The organism is Lacisediminihabitans sp. FW035, from assembly GCF_054880895.1.
Map to the genome: position 1 here is coordinate 3,202,823 of NZ_CM142187.1, position 16,184 is coordinate 3,219,006.

The following is a 16,184-nucleotide window of genomic DNA, read 5'->3' on the forward strand; positions in this document are numbered from 1 at the left end:
CTGTCAGTGAGACAGTGCCTGATGATTGCGCGCGGAGAGACCCGCCCGGTGCTGACAGCAGTGCCGTATGTAGAAGAGCGCGCGCGCATCCACGGATTGGATGGCTCGCGACTTCGACATCTGGCTCTCTTCGAAACGACTCTCAGAATTGCAAGAATCTCAGCGTAACCCAGAAAAACCGCGCAACAGCAAGGGCGACGCACTCCGAAACGAACAGTTAACGCGTTGTTAGATTCCCACGTAGATGTGGATCGCAACCTCGTTGGGCAGTTCGAGCCCGTCTTCGTGGCCCTCCACTTGCACCAGCACGTATGAGCCAACAGCCGAGAAGCTCGCCTTCGCCCCGGGCATCACACCGGCGGTACGCAGCTGCTCAAGCAGCTCAACCTCGTATTGCACGGGCTCACCGAGGCGCCGGATGATGCCCTTGACCGGGCCCACAGCGCCGAGCGTGAAGTTCACGATGTTGACGACGCCGTCCGAGAACTTGCCCGCGGCGTGATCCCCGAACTCGTCAAGACCGGGGATCGGATTGCCGTACGGGGAGTGCGTTGGATGCTCCAGCATCTCGATGATGCGACGCTCGACGGACTCGCTCATCACGTGTTCCCAGCGGCAGGCCTCTTCGTGCACGAGCGCCCAGTCCAAGCCGATCACGTCGGCGAGAAGGCGCTCGGCGAGACGATGCTTGCGCATCACGTGGATGGCCTTGCTCCGACCTTCGGCGGTGAGGGCCAGGTGCCGGTCGCCCTCGACCACCACGAGACCGTCGCGCTCCATGCGTCCGACGGTCTGCGAAACCGTCGGTCCGGAGTGCCCGAGGCGTTCGCTGATGCGCGCGCGAAGGGGGAAGATGTTCTCTTCCTCGAGCTCGTAGATCGTGCGGAGGTACATCTCAGTGGTGTCAATGAGATCGGCCATCGTCGCCTCCTAACGCTGCGTGCTTCTCAGGTAAGCCTAACCTGCGGCACACCCCCGTAATTCCTTGCGAAACCGGGCCAATAGAATTGGGATCATGCCGGATCTGACCATTCCCTCTTCCCTCCTGCCCGCCGACGGACGATTCGGCTGCGGGCCCTCCAAGGTGCGAGCGGAACAGCTGGCCCACCTTTCAAGCGCGGGGGCGGGTATCCTCGGAACCTCGCATCGCCAGGCTCCGGTCAAAGACCTGGTCGGCCGGGTGCAGTCCGGGCTCTCCGAGCTGTTCCGCCTCCCGGACGGCTACGAGGTCGTGATCGGCAACGGCGGATCCACCGCCTTCTGGGACGCCGCGGCGTTCTCCCTCATCGAGAAGCGCAGCCAGAACCTCACCTTCGGCGAGTTCGGCTCCAAGTTCGCTCAGGCCGCCGGCGCCCCCTTCCTCAAGGCGCCGATCGTGATCGACGCGCCCGCCGGATCCCGCAGCGAGGTCGAAATCACCTCTGGCATCGACGTCTACGCGTGGCCGCACAACGAAACCTCGACGGGAGTGATGGCCCCGGTCATCCGCGCCGCCGGTGACGAGGGTGCGCTCACTGTGGTCGACGCCACGAGCGCCGCCGGGGGCATCGACTTCGACGCGTCGCAGGCGGACGTGTACTACTTCGCGCCGCAGAAGAACTTCGCGTCGGACGGCGGCCTCTGGTTCGGCCTCTTCTCCCCCGCGGCGCTCGAGCGGGTCGAGCGCATCGCGGCGAGCGAACGCTGGATCCCCGAGTTCCTCAGCCTCAAGAACGCCGTGGACAACTCTCGCCTCAGGCAGACTCTCAACACCCCGGCGCTCTCGACCCTCCTGCTCATGGAGAACCAGGTCGACTGGATCAATGGCAACGGCGGACTGGCCTGGGCGGATGCCCGCACGAGCGAATCCTCTTCCGTGCTGTACGAATGGGCCGAGGCCTCCAACTACGCGACCCCGTTCGTGACCAACCCGGACCACCGCTCCCAGGTTGTGGTCACGATCGACTTCGACGACTCGATCGACGCGGCCGGCATCGCGAAGACCCTCCGCGCCAACGGCATCGTCGACACCGAGCCCTACCGCAAGCTCGGCCGCAACCAACTGCGGGTCGCCACCTTCACCGCGATCGAGCCGGATGACGTGCGCGCGCTCGTCTCTTCGATCGAGTTCGTCGTGGAGAACAGCTGACCATGCGGCTGTTCCTGAAAGACTCGGAGCGCCGCCCCGATCCCGTGCCGGTGAAGACTGATGACCGTCGTCCCCTGCTCACCGGACTCGCCGCCTGGGTGATCGCGACGATCATCGTGCTGCTGTTCCTCCGGCCGTTCAGCGGCACCGGCAACGGCTTGTTGCTCTGGACCTGTGTTGTCGGCATCGTGCTCGGCCTCGCCGGGCTCGTCTACGCGGCGAAGCGCCCGAAGTAGGTCAGCCGAAGTAGGCCAGCCCGAAGTAGGTCAGCCCGAAGTGGGCCAGCCCGAGTAGGTCAGACGGAGCGCTCGTGTTCGTCCTCGGGATCGTCGTCGTCATCGTCGAGGTCGTCGTCGTCCTCCAACTCGTCGTCGCCCGACTCGTCGTCATCCAACGCGTCATCGTCCGACTCGTCATCGCCCGACTCGTCGAGGTCATCGATGTCTACTCCGTCGAGGTCTCCCCCGTGCAGCACGTCGCTGCCGAGGTCATCGTCGTCTTCGTCGTCTTCGTCCTCGTCGTCCGACTCGTCATCGTCGGTCTCGTCCGACTCGTCGTCATCATCGTCGTCGTCGAGCTCGTCGTTTGTCTCGTCGTCCTCCACGGCAGTGTCCTGCGCGGCCGTGTAGTCGGCGAGGCGATCGACCCATGGCACCCAGGCAGGCGACAGCAGGGCATCGTCACCCGGGGTCAGCTCGGTCTCGAGCACGCTCGCGGGGGTGTCATCCACGTGGGCGATGCTCACGGTCCAGCGCCAGCCCGGATATCCCGAAAGGAGGGTCTCGAAGTAGACCGTGGTGACGCCTTCGCCTTCGTCGATCGATCCCGCGGGGGCACCGATCGAATCGGCGGAGGTGATCTCGAGCAGTGCGCTGCGACCGAGTTCGAAGTCGGAGTCCGGGGCCACCGAATCAGGCATCGAGTTCGTCCGCGACCTTGCGCAGCATCGCGGCGATCGTCTTGCCGTGCTTGCTGTCGGGGTAGCGGCCGCGCTTCAGGTTGGTGCCGATGCCGTCGAGGAGCTTGACCAGGTCCTCGATGATGATCGACATGTCATCCGCCGGCTTGCGGCTCAGCTTGGCGAGGCTCGGAGGCGCTTCGAGCACGCGCACCGAGAGCGCCTGTGCTCCCCGTTTGCCATCGGCGATACCGAATTCGAGTTTGGTGCCCGCCTTGACCGTCGTGCCGGCGGGAAGCGCGGAGGCATGAAGGAAGACTTCCTGGCCGTCATCAGAACTGATGAAGCCGAAGCCCTTCTCTTCGTCGTAGAACTTGACCTTGCCGGTGGGCATGGCGGTACCTCTTTCACTTGGCTGTGCCCGTAAGCCTACGGGGAGTCGGGGGCCGTATCCTTAGGACTGTGGCAAAAGAAACCCCGGTGACTATTCATCGTAACGAACGCGTGCTGGCCTTCATGATCGCAGGGATCGTCGGCCTGTCCATCGTGGCGTTCCTCACCGTGATCATCGCCACGGCGTCCGGTCTCCCCGGCAACCAGTTCACGGGTGGTTTCTGGCAGGCGGTCGCCCTGCTGCCCGGTGTGGGATTGCCGATCGGATTCCTTCTGATCATCGTCCTGATCGTGATCAGCGGCATCCGCCGCAGTCGCGAGGCGAAGACCGAGGCAGTCCGCACCACTCGCACGACCAAGAAGTAGAACGCAGCGATCCGGCGTCGTCGCCGGACACAGGAACGGGTGGGCAGAGATGAGCGACACCCTGTCGTTGGCGACGCGCCTCCGGGCGATGGATGACTCGGCCCTCGCCGCGGCGATGCGGTCCCGCGAAATCGGCCCGTCGGGCATCAAGGACTTCTTCGACCTCGCCGAGGCATTCCTCGACCGCGCATCGGTGCAGCAGATCCTCACGAGGCTCGATCGGGAGACCCTCGCGGTTCTCTCGGCGATCAGCCAACCCGCCGAGGGGTCACCGCCCACCATCGCGACTGTCGCTACACTGCTGTCCTTGCTCTCGGATCGGGAGGTCTCCGCGGCATCCGTCTCCGACCGCGTCGCCGCCGCGACGGAGTTGCTGCTTCTGGAGGCGGAGTCCGGCCGATTCGCCGCCTACGGCAGCGTGCGCGACCAGTTGCGCTCCTGGCCCGCCTTCGGCCTCCCCTCTCTCGCCGACCTCTCCGGGGCGAGCGCCCCGGCCGCGCTCGAACCTGTTCCGGATGTCGACCGCCGCTTCATCGACCGGCTCGGCGCCGAACGCGCCTTCGCCGCCATCACGGCGATCACCGAGCTGCTGGTGGAGGTCGAGCGTGAACCCGCCCGCGAGCTCGCGAAGGGCGGCGTCGCCCTCCCGGACAGCAAGCGACTCGCCCACGCCATGAGCGTCGACCTCGAATCGGTGGCCGTGTTCCTCGCCGTCGCCGGGCGCGCTGGACTCGTCGCGCGCGAGACCGGGTCGTGGATGATCACCGAGAGCGGCGGCGCCTGGCTGCTGCGCTCCACCGGCGCGCGCTGGGCCACGCTCGGCTCCGCGTGGTTCGAACGCCTGCCCGCCGACATCCGCGAACTGCTCGGCGAGCGAACCCACGCGCTCTGGGGCTCCGGTCTCCGCGGGTATATCGACTGGCTCTACCCGGCCGGCGGCGACTGGATGGACGAGCGCATCGGCGCCTACACCCGCGATGCAGAGTTGTTAGGCATCACGGCCAACCAGGCGCCCACCGGGCCGGGGTCCCTGCTTCTCGCCGACGGCATCCGCCCGGCAGAGGAGGCGATGACGGCCCTGCTCCCTGCCGAGGTCGAGCAGGTGTACCTGCAACACGACCTCTCGGTGGTCGCTCCCGGCCCGCTGACCCCGCGAGTGGATGCCCGGCTGCGGTCGCTCGCCGACGTGGAGAGCCGCGCGCTCGCCTCGAGCTACCGCGTGTCGACGTCGAGCGTCAACCGGGCGATGGCTGCGGGCGAGACGGCGGAGTCGATCCTCGAATTCCTCGGCGGAATCTCGCTCACGGGCATCCCGCAACCGCTCGACTACCTTATCGGCGAGGCGTCGAGCCGCTACGGGCAGGTGCGGGTGGGGAGCATCGCCGATCGTGGTGCGGATGCCCGCAGCTACATCCGCTCCGACGACGAGTTGTTGATCGGCACGATCCTCGTCGACCAGAACCTCTCGTCCCTCGGCTTCGACCGTACCTCGAGCACCCGTGCCGAGAGCCGCTTCCCCCTCGACGTTGTCTTCTGGTCAGTGAGTGACGCGCGCTACCCGGTGGCCGCGGAGAATGCCGCCGGCGAGATCCTGGCCCTTCGCCGGCAGCGCACCGCTCGCCCCGCGCCAGCAGACGGATTGAACCCGATCGATGCCCTCATCGAACGCCTGCGCCTCGGCGGAGAGCCGGAAGACGAGGAGACCGGGCACGCCTGGCTCATCCGCCAGCTGGATGCCGCGATCAAGGCCAAGACGCCGCTCACCGTGAGCGTGACGATGCCGAACGGCACCCTCGTGGACTACCAGCTCGAACCGACGAGTGTGGCCGGTGGCCGCTTGCGTGGCCGCGACAACCGGGCCGCGATCGAGCGCACCCTTCCGCTGTCGCGCATCGCGGGAATCTCCCCGGCGAAGTAGGGCCCGTCAGGGAGACTCCTGCGGGTTGGGATGGACAGGCGGGCGTGCGATGCAGGAGTCCTGCCCACTCCGGCTGCGCCAGCGCGCGGCCAGCATGCCGTGATTGCGCTCTGGACCCGTTCTTCAACTGCAGGAGTTGCCCGCCGAGCGCTGCGAAACAGGCCGGTGTGTCGTGTTGCGCAGTAGCGCGCACTGCACAGTAGTGTGGGATCCGTTGACGAGGGAGACAGATGGATACCACCCAGTTGCTCAAGGGCGTGCTCGATGTCGCGGTACTCGCCGCCATCAAGGATGACGACGGTTACGGCTACGACATAGTTCGCCGACTCAGGCTGGCCGGCCTCGATGAAGTGGGCGATGCGTCGGTCTACGGAACTCTGCGCCGGCTCTACACCGCGGGCGTCGTCTCGAGCTATGTGGCGCCTTCCGACGGCGGACCTCATCGCAAGTACTACAGCATCAACGCCCAGGGTCGGCAAATGCTCGCCGACCAGCGCGCCAGCTGGGCCTCTTTCGTCGAGACGATGTCCGCGCTTCTCGACCAGTCCGTCACCCACACACAGCTACGAACGATCGGGGAGCACTCATGACCGCCACGACATCAATCGACCCGGCGATCGCCGACTTCGCCGCTCGCGTTCGACAGAGCCTCGATGACCTTCCCGTCGACGAGATCGAAGACCTGACCGAGGGCCTCGAGGCCGACCTCACCGAGAAGGCGCTCGAAGAGGAGCTCGGCGATCCAGAGGAGTACGCCACCGAGCTGCGTTCCGCTGCGGGGCTCCCTGCGCGGTCGGTCAAGACCAGGGTGCCGTGGACCCTTGCGGGAATCCGACTATGGCGGGCGGCGCTGGCAGCACGCATCCGCCGTAATACAGTGGGAGCCCAGCTGCTCGACTTCGCGATCGCTCTGCGTCCGGCGTGGTGGATCCTGCGCGGGTGGGCCGTCTATCAGGTCGCACTGCTCCTTGTCGGTGGACGAGGGACCCTCACGATTCTTCCCGAAACGGTGCTCCGCTGGGTTTTCTTTGCCGCGTTGATTGGTGTGAGCGTGCAGTGGGGTCGAGGGCTCTGGCTTCCTCGGTGGCTGCGGTACGTCAAAGTGCTGGTGAGTGTGTTTGCGGTGCTCGCCCTCCCGTTCCTGCTGGCGACTGCCATCGGCTCGGCAGCCCAGGCATACGAACAGTCCCTGTATTCGAATCAGGAACCGACTCCGGCCGGCCTAATCCGCAATGGCGAATCGGTCACGAATATCTTCGCCTACGACGCGAATGGCGAGCCGCTCACCGGAGTGCAGCTGTTCGATCAGAACGGAAAGCCGCTGTCGGCGAAGCCCCCGTACGACGAGTTCACCACGATCAGCGATGCCACCGCGCTCGTGCCCAGCGATCGTACGACCAGCGGAAACGGCTGGAACGTCTTCCCCCTCGAATCGATCCCACTCAGCGCGGTCGACAGCATGACCGGGCTGCCCCGCTCCGACGCGACGACCTCACCGGTAGCACCACCGTTCGCCCGCGTCCAACCGCTTCTCACGCCGGTACCGCTGCGCGATGGCAGCACGGTGACACCGGCTCCATGACGAGGACGGGGACGTCCCGTGTTCTGACTGCTTGGGAAATGGCTTCCCCGCCGAGCTCAGGAATCTCGTGGAAATCGGGCGGCGAGCGACGCATGCTGTGGGCGGAGATCTCCACGACACGCCGCACAGGCACCGGAATACGCGGCGCGGCGTCGGCGGAATCCGCTCTCGGCGACGGTCGACGGCCACCCGGCCGGGCGCAGTACGGAAAGCCCGGCGCGCACCGCATGGCAGCCACACTTAGCCCCACGGACGACCACCCACCCGCGTGACCTAGGCTTACGAGGTGGATGCGCTGTCTGGACCCCTGATCGTGCAGAGCGACCGCACCGTGTTGCTCGAGGTCGCGCATCCGGCCGCCGAGGATGCCCGCCACGACCTCGCCGTCTTCGCCGAACTGGAGCGCGCACCCGAGCACATCCACACCTACCGCATCACGCGACTCGGACTCTGGAATGCCCGCGCCGCCGGCCACACCGCCGAGAACATGCTCGACACCCTCGAGAAGTACTCCAAGTTCCCCATCCCGCAGAGCGTCTCGATCGACATCGCGGAGACCGTCGGGCGCTACGGCCGGCTCGTCATCGAGCGCGATGAGAACGGCACGCTCATCCTGCGGTCGACGGATGCCGCGGTCCTGAGCGAGATCGTGCGGGCGAAGCGCATCGCACCGCTGCTCTTCCTTCCGGAGGACCAGCGCGGCAAGGGCGTCGAGATCGACCGCTACGAGATCCAGCCCTGGGCGCGCGGGCAGGTCAAACAGGAGCTGGTCAAGCTCGGCTGGCCGGCCGAGGACCTCGCCGGGTACACCCCGGGCACGCCGCATCCGATCGCGCTCGATACCAGCGAATGGAACCTTCGCGAATACCAGAACCACGCGGTCTCGAGCTTCGTGGACGGCGGATCGGGAGTCGTCGTGCTGCCCTGTGGAGCGGGCAAGACCCTCGTCGGAGCCGGCGCGATGGCGCGGGTCGAGACCACGACGCTGATCCTCGTGACCAACACCGTCTCCGCCCGGCAGTGGCGGGCCGAGCTGCTCAAGCGCACGACGCTGACCGAGGATGAGATCGGCGAGTACTCCGGGCAGGTCAAAGAGGTGAAGCCGGTCACCATCGCGACCTACCAGATCCTCACGGCGAAGCGGAAGGGTGAATACGCCCATCTCGCACTGCTCGACGCGCTCGACTGGGGACTCGTGATCTACGACGAGGTTCACCTGCTGCCCGCTCCCGTCTTCAAGCTCACCGCCGAGCTGCAGGCGCGCCGACGGCTCGGCCTCACCGCCACGCTCGTTCGCGAGGACGGGCGAGAAGGCGACGTGTTCAGCCTGATCGGCCCGAAGCGGTTCGACGCGCCGTGGAAGGAGATCGAGGCCCAGGGCTTCATCTCCCCCGCCTCGTGCTTCGAGGTGCGGATCGACCTGCCCGCCCAGGAGCGACTCGAATACGCGGCATCCGCCGACGACGAGCGCTACCGGCTCGCGGCGACCGCCCCAGCCAAGCTGCAGGTGGTGCGGGATCTCGTGAAGAAGCATGCGGGCGAGCGCATTCTGGTGATCGGCCAGTATCTCGACCAGATCGACACGCTCGCGGAGACCCTCGATGCTCCCAAGCTCACCGGATCCACGCCGATCGAGGAACGCGAGCGCCTCTACCAGGCATTCCGCGAGGGCGAGATCACCGTGCTGGTGGTGTCGAAGGTGGCCAACTTCTCGGTGGACCTCCCCGAGGCGACGGTGGCCATCCAGGTCTCCGGCAGCTTCGGCTCCCGCCAGGAGGAGGCCCAGCGCCTCGGACGGCTGTTGCGCCCGAAGGAGAGCGGACTTCCCGCCAACTTCTACACGCTTGTCGCCCGCGACACCGTCGATCAGGACTTCGCCCAGAACCGCCAGCGATTCCTCGCCGAACAGGGCTACAGCTACACGATCCTCGACGGCGACTCGATCGCCGCCTGAGGCCTCAGTGCGACTCGACTCGGCGCGGCGCCCGCTCTTCGCGCGGCGCCTGTTCCTCCGCAGCGCGGCTGGCGAGCCCTTTTCGGCGGGATGACTCGTTGCGAAATGGCTCTTCTGGCCGAAATCACCTCGCCGCCAGCATGGACAGTGAATGGGGGGAAGCGCAGGCGCCATGCGACTGGGTCCAGGAGCTGACGGGTGGGCTCAGCGCAGCTCGTAGCGCAGCAGGAGTGTGTCGCCGGAGGCGAGCACATGACCGAGGGAAAGCTTGCGCGGTCCGGCGAGGTCGCCCGTGACGATCCGCCCGGCATCACCGGCCACGAGCTGCGGGCTCACGGTGAGGCACAGCTCGTCGACGACACCCGCCGCGAGAAGCGAGCCGAACAGGGACGGGCCGCCCTCGCAATGCTGCTGGGCGAGACCGCGTGCAGCGAGGGAGTCGACGAGAACCCTGGGGTCGAGGTGCGAGTCCCCCGCGATCACGAGGTCGGCAACGGCGGCGAGCGACTGCCGGCGGTCGCGGGGCGCGGCATCCGTCGTCACAATGATCGGGCGCACCGGGGCCTCGGTGAAGATGCGCGAGGCGGGATCGAGATCCAATCGATTGGACACGATCGCGAACACCGGATGTGGCGCGAGCCCCCGCGAGACCCGTCGCGCGACCGATGCCGGCGGCACCACCATCGGGCCGTAGCCCTCGCCACGCACTGTGCCGGCGCCGACGATCACCACATCACACAGTTCACGCACCAGGTCGAAGACCCGGTGATCTGCCTCGCCCCCGAGTCCACCAGACAGCCCGTCGATGGTAACCGCACCATCCAGGCTCGAGACGAAGTTGACCCTCAGCCAGCGCTGGGATCGGTCCGCCCGTGTGTAGAGCCCCGAGAGTGCGTCGTCGGAGAGGTCGTACCCCGGCGACGGGAAGACCCTGTCGATGCGCACTTCCATCAGACGTTGTGTCGGGTGTAGGCGGGCTGGCGAAATCCGAGCACCGCTTCGGTGAGGCGCACCGCATCGACAGCAGCGCCGACGTCATGCATCCGCACGATCCGCGCACCGTTCATGATGCAGATCACGGCGGCGGCGAGGGACCCCGATTGCCTCATCCCCTGCTCGCGATCGATGGCCTCGCCGATGAAGTCCTTGTTGGATACCGCCGCGAGCGTCGGCAGGCCGATCGCCACGACCTCCTGCAGACGCCGGGTGATCTCCAGGGTGTGCAGCGTGTTCTTGTTCAGGTCGTGGCCGGGGTCGATGACCAGGCGATCCCGGGGGATGCCCGCGGCCTCCGCCCGTGCCACCCTCTCCGTCAGGTAAGCCACTACTTCGGCGGTCACGTCGTCGTACTGCGGGCTCTGCGGCTCGCTGCGGGGCACGCCGTTACTGTGCGTGATCACGAGGGTGGCGGTGCTCGCCGCCACGACCCCCGCCATGTCGGGGTCGGAGAATCCACTCGTGTCGTTGATGACGGATGCCCCGGCGTCGATGCTGAGCCTGGCGACCTCCGCGTTCGTCGTGTCCACCGAGATCACCACGTCGCTGCGGGAGTGGATGGCGGCGATCACGGGCACCACCCGGTCGAGCTCCTCCTCGAGACTCACCGGGTCGCCGCGACCGAAGGGCACACCCCCGATGTCCACCCAGTCGGCGCCGTCGACGGCCGCGGCGAGCGCCGCATCCACGGCACGATCGAGCGCGAAGGTCGCTCCCTTGTCGAAGAAGGAGTCGGGAGTGCGGTTGATGATCGCCATCACCGCGACCTGGCGGTCGAAGTCGAAGGTGCGGCTTCCGATGATGCGATTCACCCTCACAGACTAGCCACGGGAAGCCGGATTCCCGCCGAGAGTCTGGGGCTCCGAGCATCCGGAATCCATACTCAGGAAGTGCACAGCCGACGCGCAGATACTGGTGCCATGAGCGATGGCCCGAAGATCCTGATTGTCGACGACGAACCGAATATCCGCGACCTGCTGACGACGAGCCTCCGGTTCGCCGGATTCGCCGTGCGCGCCGTGGGAAATGGGGCGCAGGCCATCTCGGCTGTGCTCGAGGAGGAGCCTGACCTGATCATCCTCGACGTCATGCTCCCCGACATGAACGGCTTCGGCGTGACCAAGCGACTGCGGTCGAGCGGGTACACCTCACCGATCCTCTTCCTCACCGCAAAGGACGACACCGAGGACAAGATCACCGGCCTCACCGTCGGCGGTGACGACTACGTGACCAAGCCCTTCAGCCTCGACGAGATAGTGGCCCGCATCAAGGCGATCCTCCGCCGCACCATGCAGGACGAGGAGGACGCGATCATCCGCGCCGGCGAACTGACCATGGATCAGGACACCCACGAGGTGACCATCGGATCCGAGCAGATCGAGCTGAGCCCCACGGAGTTCAAACTGCTGCGCTACCTCATGCTGAACCCCAACCGCGTGCTGTCGAAGGCCCAGATCCTGGATCACGTGTGGGAATACGACTTCAACGGCGACGCGGGCATCGTGGAGAGCTACATCTCGTACCTCCGACGCAAGCTCGACCAGTACTCGCAGGAGCCGGTGATCCAGACCAAGCGCGGCTTCGGCTACATGCTCAAGGCCGCGCGGGTCTGAGCATCACCCCGGCGGTCGGAGATATGGGGCGCACCCTCAGGGTGCGCGCCGTAATCTGGGTTTCCTGATGCACGACAAACTCATGGGCTGGTGGAACGGGGTCTCCCTCCGCACCAAGATCACCGGTGTGACCGTGCTTTTGGTGACCCTCGGCCTTCTCGTGGCGGGCGTGGGCACGATGACGGTGTTGCGCACCTACCTGCTCAATGACGCCGACACCAAGATGACCAATTACGCGCAGGCCGTTCCGGGCTACACGAAGACCGGCGCCAAGACCTGTGACGCGCTCCCGGGGATCAACGACTATTACCTCGCCGTGCTCGACACCAACGGCGACGAACTCTGCAACAACCGCGCATTGACGACGTCGGTACCGAAGTTTCCGGCCATGCCGTTCAACACGGTCATCAAGGCCGGCGGGGTTCCCTTCACTGTGTGGGATCAAGAGCACGACGACCAGTGGCGGGTGGTGGCAATCCCCCGCAACATCCTCAACTCACCGGACTACGTCACCGTGGTGGTGGCCGTCGACCTGGTGAGTTCCGACAAGCTCATCAACCAGTTCCTCGTGATCTTCCTCGGCTTCGGGCTCGCGGTGATCGTGCTCGGTGCCGCGCTCACCCGACTGCTCGTGACCTCCACCTTCACCCCCCTACGTGAGGTCGAAGCCACCGCGGCCGCGATCGCGGACGGCGACTTCAGCCAGCGGCTGCAGGGCGCGACCCCGAACACCGAAGTCGGGCGGCTCAACCGCTCTCTCAACACCATGCTCAATCGAATCGACCGGGCCTTCTCCGACCGCGCTCGCACCATCGACCAGATGCGGCGCTTCGTCGGGGATGCGAGCCACGAGCTACGCACTCCCCTCGTGTCGGTGCGCGGCTACGCCGAGCTCTACCGGATGGGCGCCCTGCAGAAGCCCGAAGACGTGGCCCAGGCCATGGAGCGCATCGAGAAGGAGGCGATCCGCATGGGTGAGCTCGTCTCCGACCTGCTCGAACTCGCCCGCATCGACGAGGCCAAGCCCCTGCAACTCGGCCCGGTCGACCTTGTTCCGATCGCCCACGACGCCGCCCTCGACGCCATGGCCTCTGCCCCGCAGCGCACGGTGAGCGTGATCGTGGCCAAAGCCCCCGCAGTGTCGACGGATGCCACGGTCGCCCCGGCGGCCCCGCATTCTGCCGGCAGACCGTCGGGCACCACCGCGGCGACGGGTCCGATCCGCTTCGCCGGCGCGCAGCTCGCCCGCCTGCGCCGCCGCCAGGCTCGCGGTGAGCTCACCACTATGCCGATCGAGATCGTCGCGCCCGTCGTTGACGCCGTCGAACAACCGGCCGTGGTGCTGGCCGAAGAGAACAAGATCCGCCAGGTGGTCACCAACCTCATCGGCAATGCGATGCGGTTCACGCCGGAGGACTCCCCACTGGAGCTCGTCGTCTCGGTCGATGCGGCCCGCGGCATCGGCGTGCTCGAAGTCATCGATCACGGCGAGGGGATCCCCCCACAGATCCGCGACAAGATCTTCCAGCGCTTCTGGCGCGCGGATTCCTCGCGCACCCGCGAGACCGGTGGCAGCGGCCTGGGGCTCGCGATCGTCTCCGGTATCGTCGCGTCGCACAAGGGCGAGGTGACCGTGCGGGAGACTTCCGGAGGAGGCGCCACCTTCCGGGTGAGCCTTCCGCTCCTCCCCGAGGGCTGGACTGCTCCCGCTGCCCCCAAGCGCGACTGACGCGGGCGCTACGGCGCCGGCCGGACACTAGCCTCGGGATTCGATCCGGCACATCCGGTGCACGGACACGAATCTACGGAGACACACATGACCCGCTATCAGGTCGACAGCGAAGCGGTACTCGCCGCGACATCCGCGGCCAAGAGCACCATCGGTCGAATCCAAGGCGAGGTCGGCGCTCTTCACGGCCAGCTCACCAACCTTCAGGGCTCCTGGTCGGGGCCGGCGGCGTCGGCCTTCCAGGGTGCCGTCACGGAATGGAAGAGCCTCGAGCAGCGCGTCGAAGAGGTGCTCGGTGCCATGGGGACGGCGCTCGGTCATGCCGGGCAGCAGTACGCCGAGATCGAGGCGGCGAACACCCGGCTGTTCGCCCACTGACCGCGCCGCGGGGCAGGGTTGGCCCCGGGCGGGCGTGCGGCCGGTGCCGGTGTCGGTGCCGGTGCCGGTGCCGGTGCCGGTGCCGGTGCCGCAGGCTCCCCGGGCTGGGCGTGGCCAGTGCTGGTGTCGCTGGCTCCCCGGGCTGGCGTGGCCGGTGCTGGTGTCGCTGGCTCCCCGGGCTGGCGTGGCCGGTGCTGGTGTCGCAGGCTCCCCGGGCTGGGCGTGGCCGGTGGCGCAGGCTCCCCGGGCTGGGCGTTTGGCGCCCAACCGTCACAAACCGCTGGCCATGGTCCCCGAAAGAGCAGTTAGTGACGGGTCGCCGGGCCAATGTGCCTCCCGGAGGGCCGGAGAGGCAGCAACTACGCCATCCGTCGCAAACGCCTGACTGCGGCGTACAGACGAGCGCTTTCTGACGGATCGTCGAGGTGGGGTGACGCGGCCGGCGGCAGGACCACGCCCGACGAAGTAACAGGCCGCACACGAAAGCAGGGCGCCTCCCGAAGGAGACGCCCTGCTTTCCGACTGTGCTGACTGGCAGCGCCAACCGGTGGTGCTGGTGGACTTAGAAGTCCATGCCGCCCGACGGGTCACCCATCGGTGCTGCAGCCTTCTCGGGCTTGTCAGCGACGACGACCTCGGTGGTGAGGAACAGTCCGGCGATCGACGCTGCGTTGAGCAGGGCCGAGCGGGTGACCTTCACCGGGTCGTTGATTCCGGCGGCGAGCATGTCGACGTACTCACCGGTCGCGGCGTTGAGGCCGTGTCCCGTGGGCAGGTTGCGCACCTTCTCGGCGACGACACCGGACTCGAGACCGGCGTTGAGCGCGATCTGCTTGAGCGGGGCGTCGACGGCGACCTTGACGATGTTGGCGCCGGTCGCCTCGTCTCCGGTGAGGCCGGTGAGGGCCTCGGAGGCGAACGCGATTGCGCCGGCCTGGATGAGGGCGACGCCACCACCGGCGACGATGCCCTCTTCGACGGCAGCCTTCGCGTTGCGGACGGCGTCCTCGATGCGGTGCTTGCGCTCCTTGAGCTCGACCTCGGTCGCGGCTCCGGCCTTGATGACCGCAACGCCTCCGGCGAGCTTCGCGAGACGCTCCTGGAGCTTCTCACGGTCGTAGTCGGAGTCGGTGTTCTCGATCTCGGCGCGGATCTGCTTGACGCGACCGGCGATGGCCTCGGCGTCGCCGGAGCCCTCGATGATCGTGGTCTCGTCCTTGGTGACGACGACCTTGCGGGCGCGGCCGAGCAGGTCGAGCGTGGCGTTCTCGAGCTTGAGTCCGACCTCCTCGGAGATGACCTGTCCACCGGTGAGGATCGCGATGTCCTGCAGCTGCGCCTTGCGACGGTCGCCGAAGCCCGGAGCCTTGACGGCCACGGACTTGAAGATGCCGCGGATCTTGTTGACGACGAGGGTCGCGAGAGCCTCGCCATCTACGTCCTCGGCGATGATGAGGAGCTGCTTGCCCGACTGGATCACCTTGTCGACCACGGGAAGGAGGTCCTTGATGTTGGAGACCTTCGAGTTGACGATGAGGATGTAGGGGTCTTCGAAGACCGCTTCCTGGCGCTCGGGGTCGGTGACGAAGTACGCCGACAGGTAACCCTTGTCGAAGCGCATGCCCTCGGTGAGCTCGAGCTCGGTACCAAAGGTATTCGACTCCTCGACGGTGACGACACCCTCCTTGCCGACCTTGTCGATCGCCTCAGCGATGAGGGCGCCGATCTCGGGGTCCCCGGCGGAGATGGAGGCGGTTGCCGCGATCTCTTCCTTGGTCTCGATCTCCTTTGCGCCGGCGACGAGCGCGGCGATGACGGCCGTGACGGCCTTGTCGATGCCGCGCTTGAGGCTGATGGGGTCCGCTCCGGCGGCGACGTTACGCAGTCCTTCGCGCACGAGGGCCTGGGCGAGCACGACCGAGGTGGTCGTACCGTCTCCGGCGACGTCATCCGTCTTCTTGGCTACCTCTTTGACGAGCTCCGCACCGATCTTCTCGTACGGGTCGTCGAGTTCGATCTCCTTGGCGATGGAGACACCGTCGTTCGTGATGGTGGGGGCGCCCCACTTCTTCTCGAGTACGACGTTGCGGCCACGCGGGCCGAGGGTCACCTTGACGGCGTCGGCCAGGATGTTGAGGCCGCGCTCGAGGCCACGACGGGCCTCCTCGTTGAAAGCAATGATCTTTGCCATGTGTGTTTTTCGTCCTTCCGGGACGTCATGTAAGCAAC

16 protein-coding genes are annotated in these 16,184 nt (G+C 66.8%); 10 read left to right on the forward strand and 6 right to left on the reverse strand.

Annotated elements, in window-relative coordinates:
• Positions 1-228: 228 nt before the first annotated feature.
• The gene (locus ACVXZ4_RS15310) at positions 229-921 is read right to left on the reverse strand and encodes a metal-dependent transcriptional regulator (protein ID WP_461795669.1); all 693 of its coding nucleotides are present in this window, start codon (positions 919-921) and stop codon (positions 229-231) included.
• Positions 922-1,015: 94 nt separating this feature from the next.
• On the opposite strand from ACVXZ4_RS15310, the gene serC reads away from it, so the two are divergent.
• Both serC and ACVXZ4_RS15320 read left to right on the forward strand, forming a co-directional pair.
• Entirely contained in the window at positions 1,016-2,128 is a 1,113-nt protein-coding gene (serC, locus tag ACVXZ4_RS15315; RefSeq protein ID WP_461795670.1) for a phosphoserine transaminase, read from the forward strand.
• 2 nt (positions 2,129-2,130) lie between these two features.
• Complete coding sequence (locus tag ACVXZ4_RS15320; protein ID WP_461795671.1) at positions 2,131-2,364, forward strand: DUF2530 domain-containing protein; 234 nt, start codon at positions 2,131-2,133, stop codon at positions 2,362-2,364.
• A 59-nt stretch (positions 2,365-2,423) separates the two neighbouring features.
• Here ACVXZ4_RS15320 and ACVXZ4_RS15325 read toward each other — a convergent pair whose 3' ends face one another.
• Positions 2,424-3,047, reverse strand: coding sequence for a DUF3027 domain-containing protein (locus ACVXZ4_RS15325; RefSeq protein ID WP_461795672.1), 624 nt, complete (start codon positions 3,045-3,047; stop codon positions 2,424-2,426).
• The gene (locus ACVXZ4_RS15330) at positions 3,040-3,420 is read right to left on the reverse strand and encodes a cold-shock protein (protein ID WP_461795673.1); all 381 of its coding nucleotides are present in this window, start codon (positions 3,418-3,420) and stop codon (positions 3,040-3,042) included. Before ACVXZ4_RS15330 ends, ACVXZ4_RS15325 begins: the two co-directional genes overlap by 8 nt.
• A gap of 86 nt (positions 3,421-3,506) precedes the next feature.
• Between ACVXZ4_RS15330 and ACVXZ4_RS15335 the strand changes: the two genes are divergently transcribed.
• The 5 genes from ACVXZ4_RS15335 (at position 3,507) to ACVXZ4_RS15355 (ending at position 9,239) form a co-directional block, all read left to right on the forward strand.
• Positions 3,507-3,785, forward strand: a complete 279-nt coding sequence (locus ACVXZ4_RS15335) for a multidrug ABC transporter ATPase (protein ID WP_461795674.1) — start codon at positions 3,507-3,509, stop codon at positions 3,783-3,785.
• A 49-nt stretch (positions 3,786-3,834) separates the two neighbouring features.
• Positions 3,835-5,703: a helicase-associated domain-containing protein gene (locus ACVXZ4_RS15340; RefSeq protein ID WP_461795675.1), complete on the forward strand. Its 1,869-nt coding sequence runs from the start codon at positions 3,835-3,837 to the stop codon at positions 5,701-5,703.
• Positions 5,704-5,933: 230 nt separating this feature from the next.
• Entirely contained in the window at positions 5,934-6,293 is a 360-nt protein-coding gene (locus ACVXZ4_RS15345) for a PadR family transcriptional regulator (protein WP_461795676.1), read from the forward strand.
• The gene (locus ACVXZ4_RS15350; protein WP_461795677.1) at positions 6,290-7,285 is read left to right on the forward strand and encodes a DUF1700 domain-containing protein; all 996 of its coding nucleotides are present in this window, start codon (positions 6,290-6,292) and stop codon (positions 7,283-7,285) included. The genes ACVXZ4_RS15345 and ACVXZ4_RS15350 overlap by 4 nt, the downstream gene beginning before the upstream one ends.
• A 295-nt stretch (positions 7,286-7,580) precedes the next feature.
• On the forward strand, positions 7,581-9,239 hold the full coding sequence (locus ACVXZ4_RS15355) for a DNA repair helicase XPB (RefSeq protein ID WP_461798002.1): 1,659 nt from the start codon (positions 7,581-7,583) through the stop codon (positions 9,237-9,239).
• Positions 9,240-9,443: 204 nt separating this feature from the next.
• Here ACVXZ4_RS15355 and ACVXZ4_RS15360 read toward each other — a convergent pair whose 3' ends face one another.
• The gene (locus ACVXZ4_RS15360; RefSeq protein ID WP_461795678.1) at positions 9,444-10,190 is read right to left on the reverse strand and encodes a pyrimidine reductase family protein; all 747 of its coding nucleotides are present in this window, start codon (positions 10,188-10,190) and stop codon (positions 9,444-9,446) included.
• Positions 10,190-10,993 (reverse strand): dihydropteroate synthase, encoded by an 804-nt coding sequence (gene folP, locus ACVXZ4_RS15365; protein WP_461798003.1) that lies wholly within the window; start codon positions 10,991-10,993, stop codon positions 10,190-10,192. Before folP ends, ACVXZ4_RS15360 begins: the two co-directional genes overlap by 1 nt.
• Before the next feature lie 162 nt (positions 10,994-11,155).
• Here folP and ACVXZ4_RS15370 point away from each other — a divergent pair, with 162 nt between their 5' ends.
• From ACVXZ4_RS15370 to ACVXZ4_RS15380, 3 genes are all read left to right on the forward strand, one after another.
• A complete protein-coding gene (locus tag ACVXZ4_RS15370; protein WP_461795679.1) occupies positions 11,156-11,848 on the forward strand; it encodes a response regulator transcription factor in 693 nt (230 codons plus the stop codon).
• A 67-nt stretch (positions 11,849-11,915) separates the two neighbouring features.
• Entirely contained in the window at positions 11,916-13,577 is a 1,662-nt protein-coding gene (locus ACVXZ4_RS15375; RefSeq protein WP_461795680.1) for a sensor histidine kinase, read from the forward strand.
• A gap of 87 nt (positions 13,578-13,664) precedes the next feature.
• Positions 13,665-13,955 (forward strand): WXG100 family type VII secretion target, encoded by a 291-nt coding sequence (locus ACVXZ4_RS15380; RefSeq protein ID WP_461795681.1) that lies wholly within the window; start codon positions 13,665-13,667, stop codon positions 13,953-13,955.
• A gap of 562 nt (positions 13,956-14,517) precedes the next feature.
• On the opposite strand, the gene groL is transcribed toward ACVXZ4_RS15380, so the two are convergent.
• Positions 14,518-16,146 carry a chaperonin GroEL gene (groL, locus tag ACVXZ4_RS15385; RefSeq protein ID WP_461795682.1) on the reverse strand — a complete coding sequence of 543 codons (1,629 nt, stop codon included), beginning with the start codon at positions 16,144-16,146 and terminating at the stop codon, positions 14,518-14,520.
• Positions 16,147-16,184 lie beyond the last annotated feature (38 nt).

Excerpts from the sequence above, each read along its gene's own strand:
- ACVXZ4_RS15380 (WP_461795681.1), top strand. The coding sequence starts at position 13,665 with ATGACCCGCTATCAGGTCGACAGCGAAGCGGTACTCGCCGCGACATCC.
- serC (WP_461795670.1), top strand. The coding sequence starts at position 1,016 with ATGCCGGATCTGACCATTCCCTCTTCCCTCCTGCCCGCCGACGGACGA.
- ACVXZ4_RS15325 (WP_461795672.1), bottom strand. The coding sequence starts at position 3,047 with ATGCCTGATTCGGTGGCCCCGGACTCCGACTTCGAACTCGGTCGCAGC.
- ACVXZ4_RS15370 (WP_461795679.1), top strand. The coding sequence starts at position 11,156 with ATGAGCGATGGCCCGAAGATCCTGATTGTCGACGACGAACCGAATATC.
- ACVXZ4_RS15310 (WP_461795669.1), bottom strand. The coding sequence starts at position 921 with ATGGCCGATCTCATTGACACCACTGAGATGTACCTCCGCACGATCTAC.
- ACVXZ4_RS15350 (WP_461795677.1), top strand. The coding sequence starts at position 6,290 with ATGACCGCCACGACATCAATCGACCCGGCGATCGCCGACTTCGCCGCT.
- ACVXZ4_RS15320 (WP_461795671.1), top strand. The coding sequence starts at position 2,131 with ATGCGGCTGTTCCTGAAAGACTCGGAGCGCCGCCCCGATCCCGTGCCG.
- ACVXZ4_RS15345 (WP_461795676.1), top strand. The coding sequence starts at position 5,934 with ATGGATACCACCCAGTTGCTCAAGGGCGTGCTCGATGTCGCGGTACTC.
- ACVXZ4_RS15360 (WP_461795678.1), bottom strand. The coding sequence starts at position 10,190 with ATGGAAGTGCGCATCGACAGGGTCTTCCCGTCGCCGGGGTACGACCTC.
- ACVXZ4_RS15340 (WP_461795675.1), top strand. The coding sequence starts at position 3,835 with ATGAGCGACACCCTGTCGTTGGCGACGCGCCTCCGGGCGATGGATGAC.
- ACVXZ4_RS15375 (WP_461795680.1), top strand. The coding sequence starts at position 11,916 with ATGCACGACAAACTCATGGGCTGGTGGAACGGGGTCTCCCTCCGCACC.
- ACVXZ4_RS15330 (WP_461795673.1), bottom strand. The coding sequence starts at position 3,420 with ATGCCCACCGGCAAGGTCAAGTTCTACGACGAAGAGAAGGGCTTCGGC.
- groL (WP_461795682.1), bottom strand. The coding sequence starts at position 16,146 with ATGGCAAAGATCATTGCTTTCAACGAGGAGGCCCGTCGTGGCCTCGAG.
- folP (WP_461798003.1), bottom strand. The coding sequence starts at position 10,993 with ATGGCGATCATCAACCGCACTCCCGACTCCTTCTTCGACAAGGGAGCG.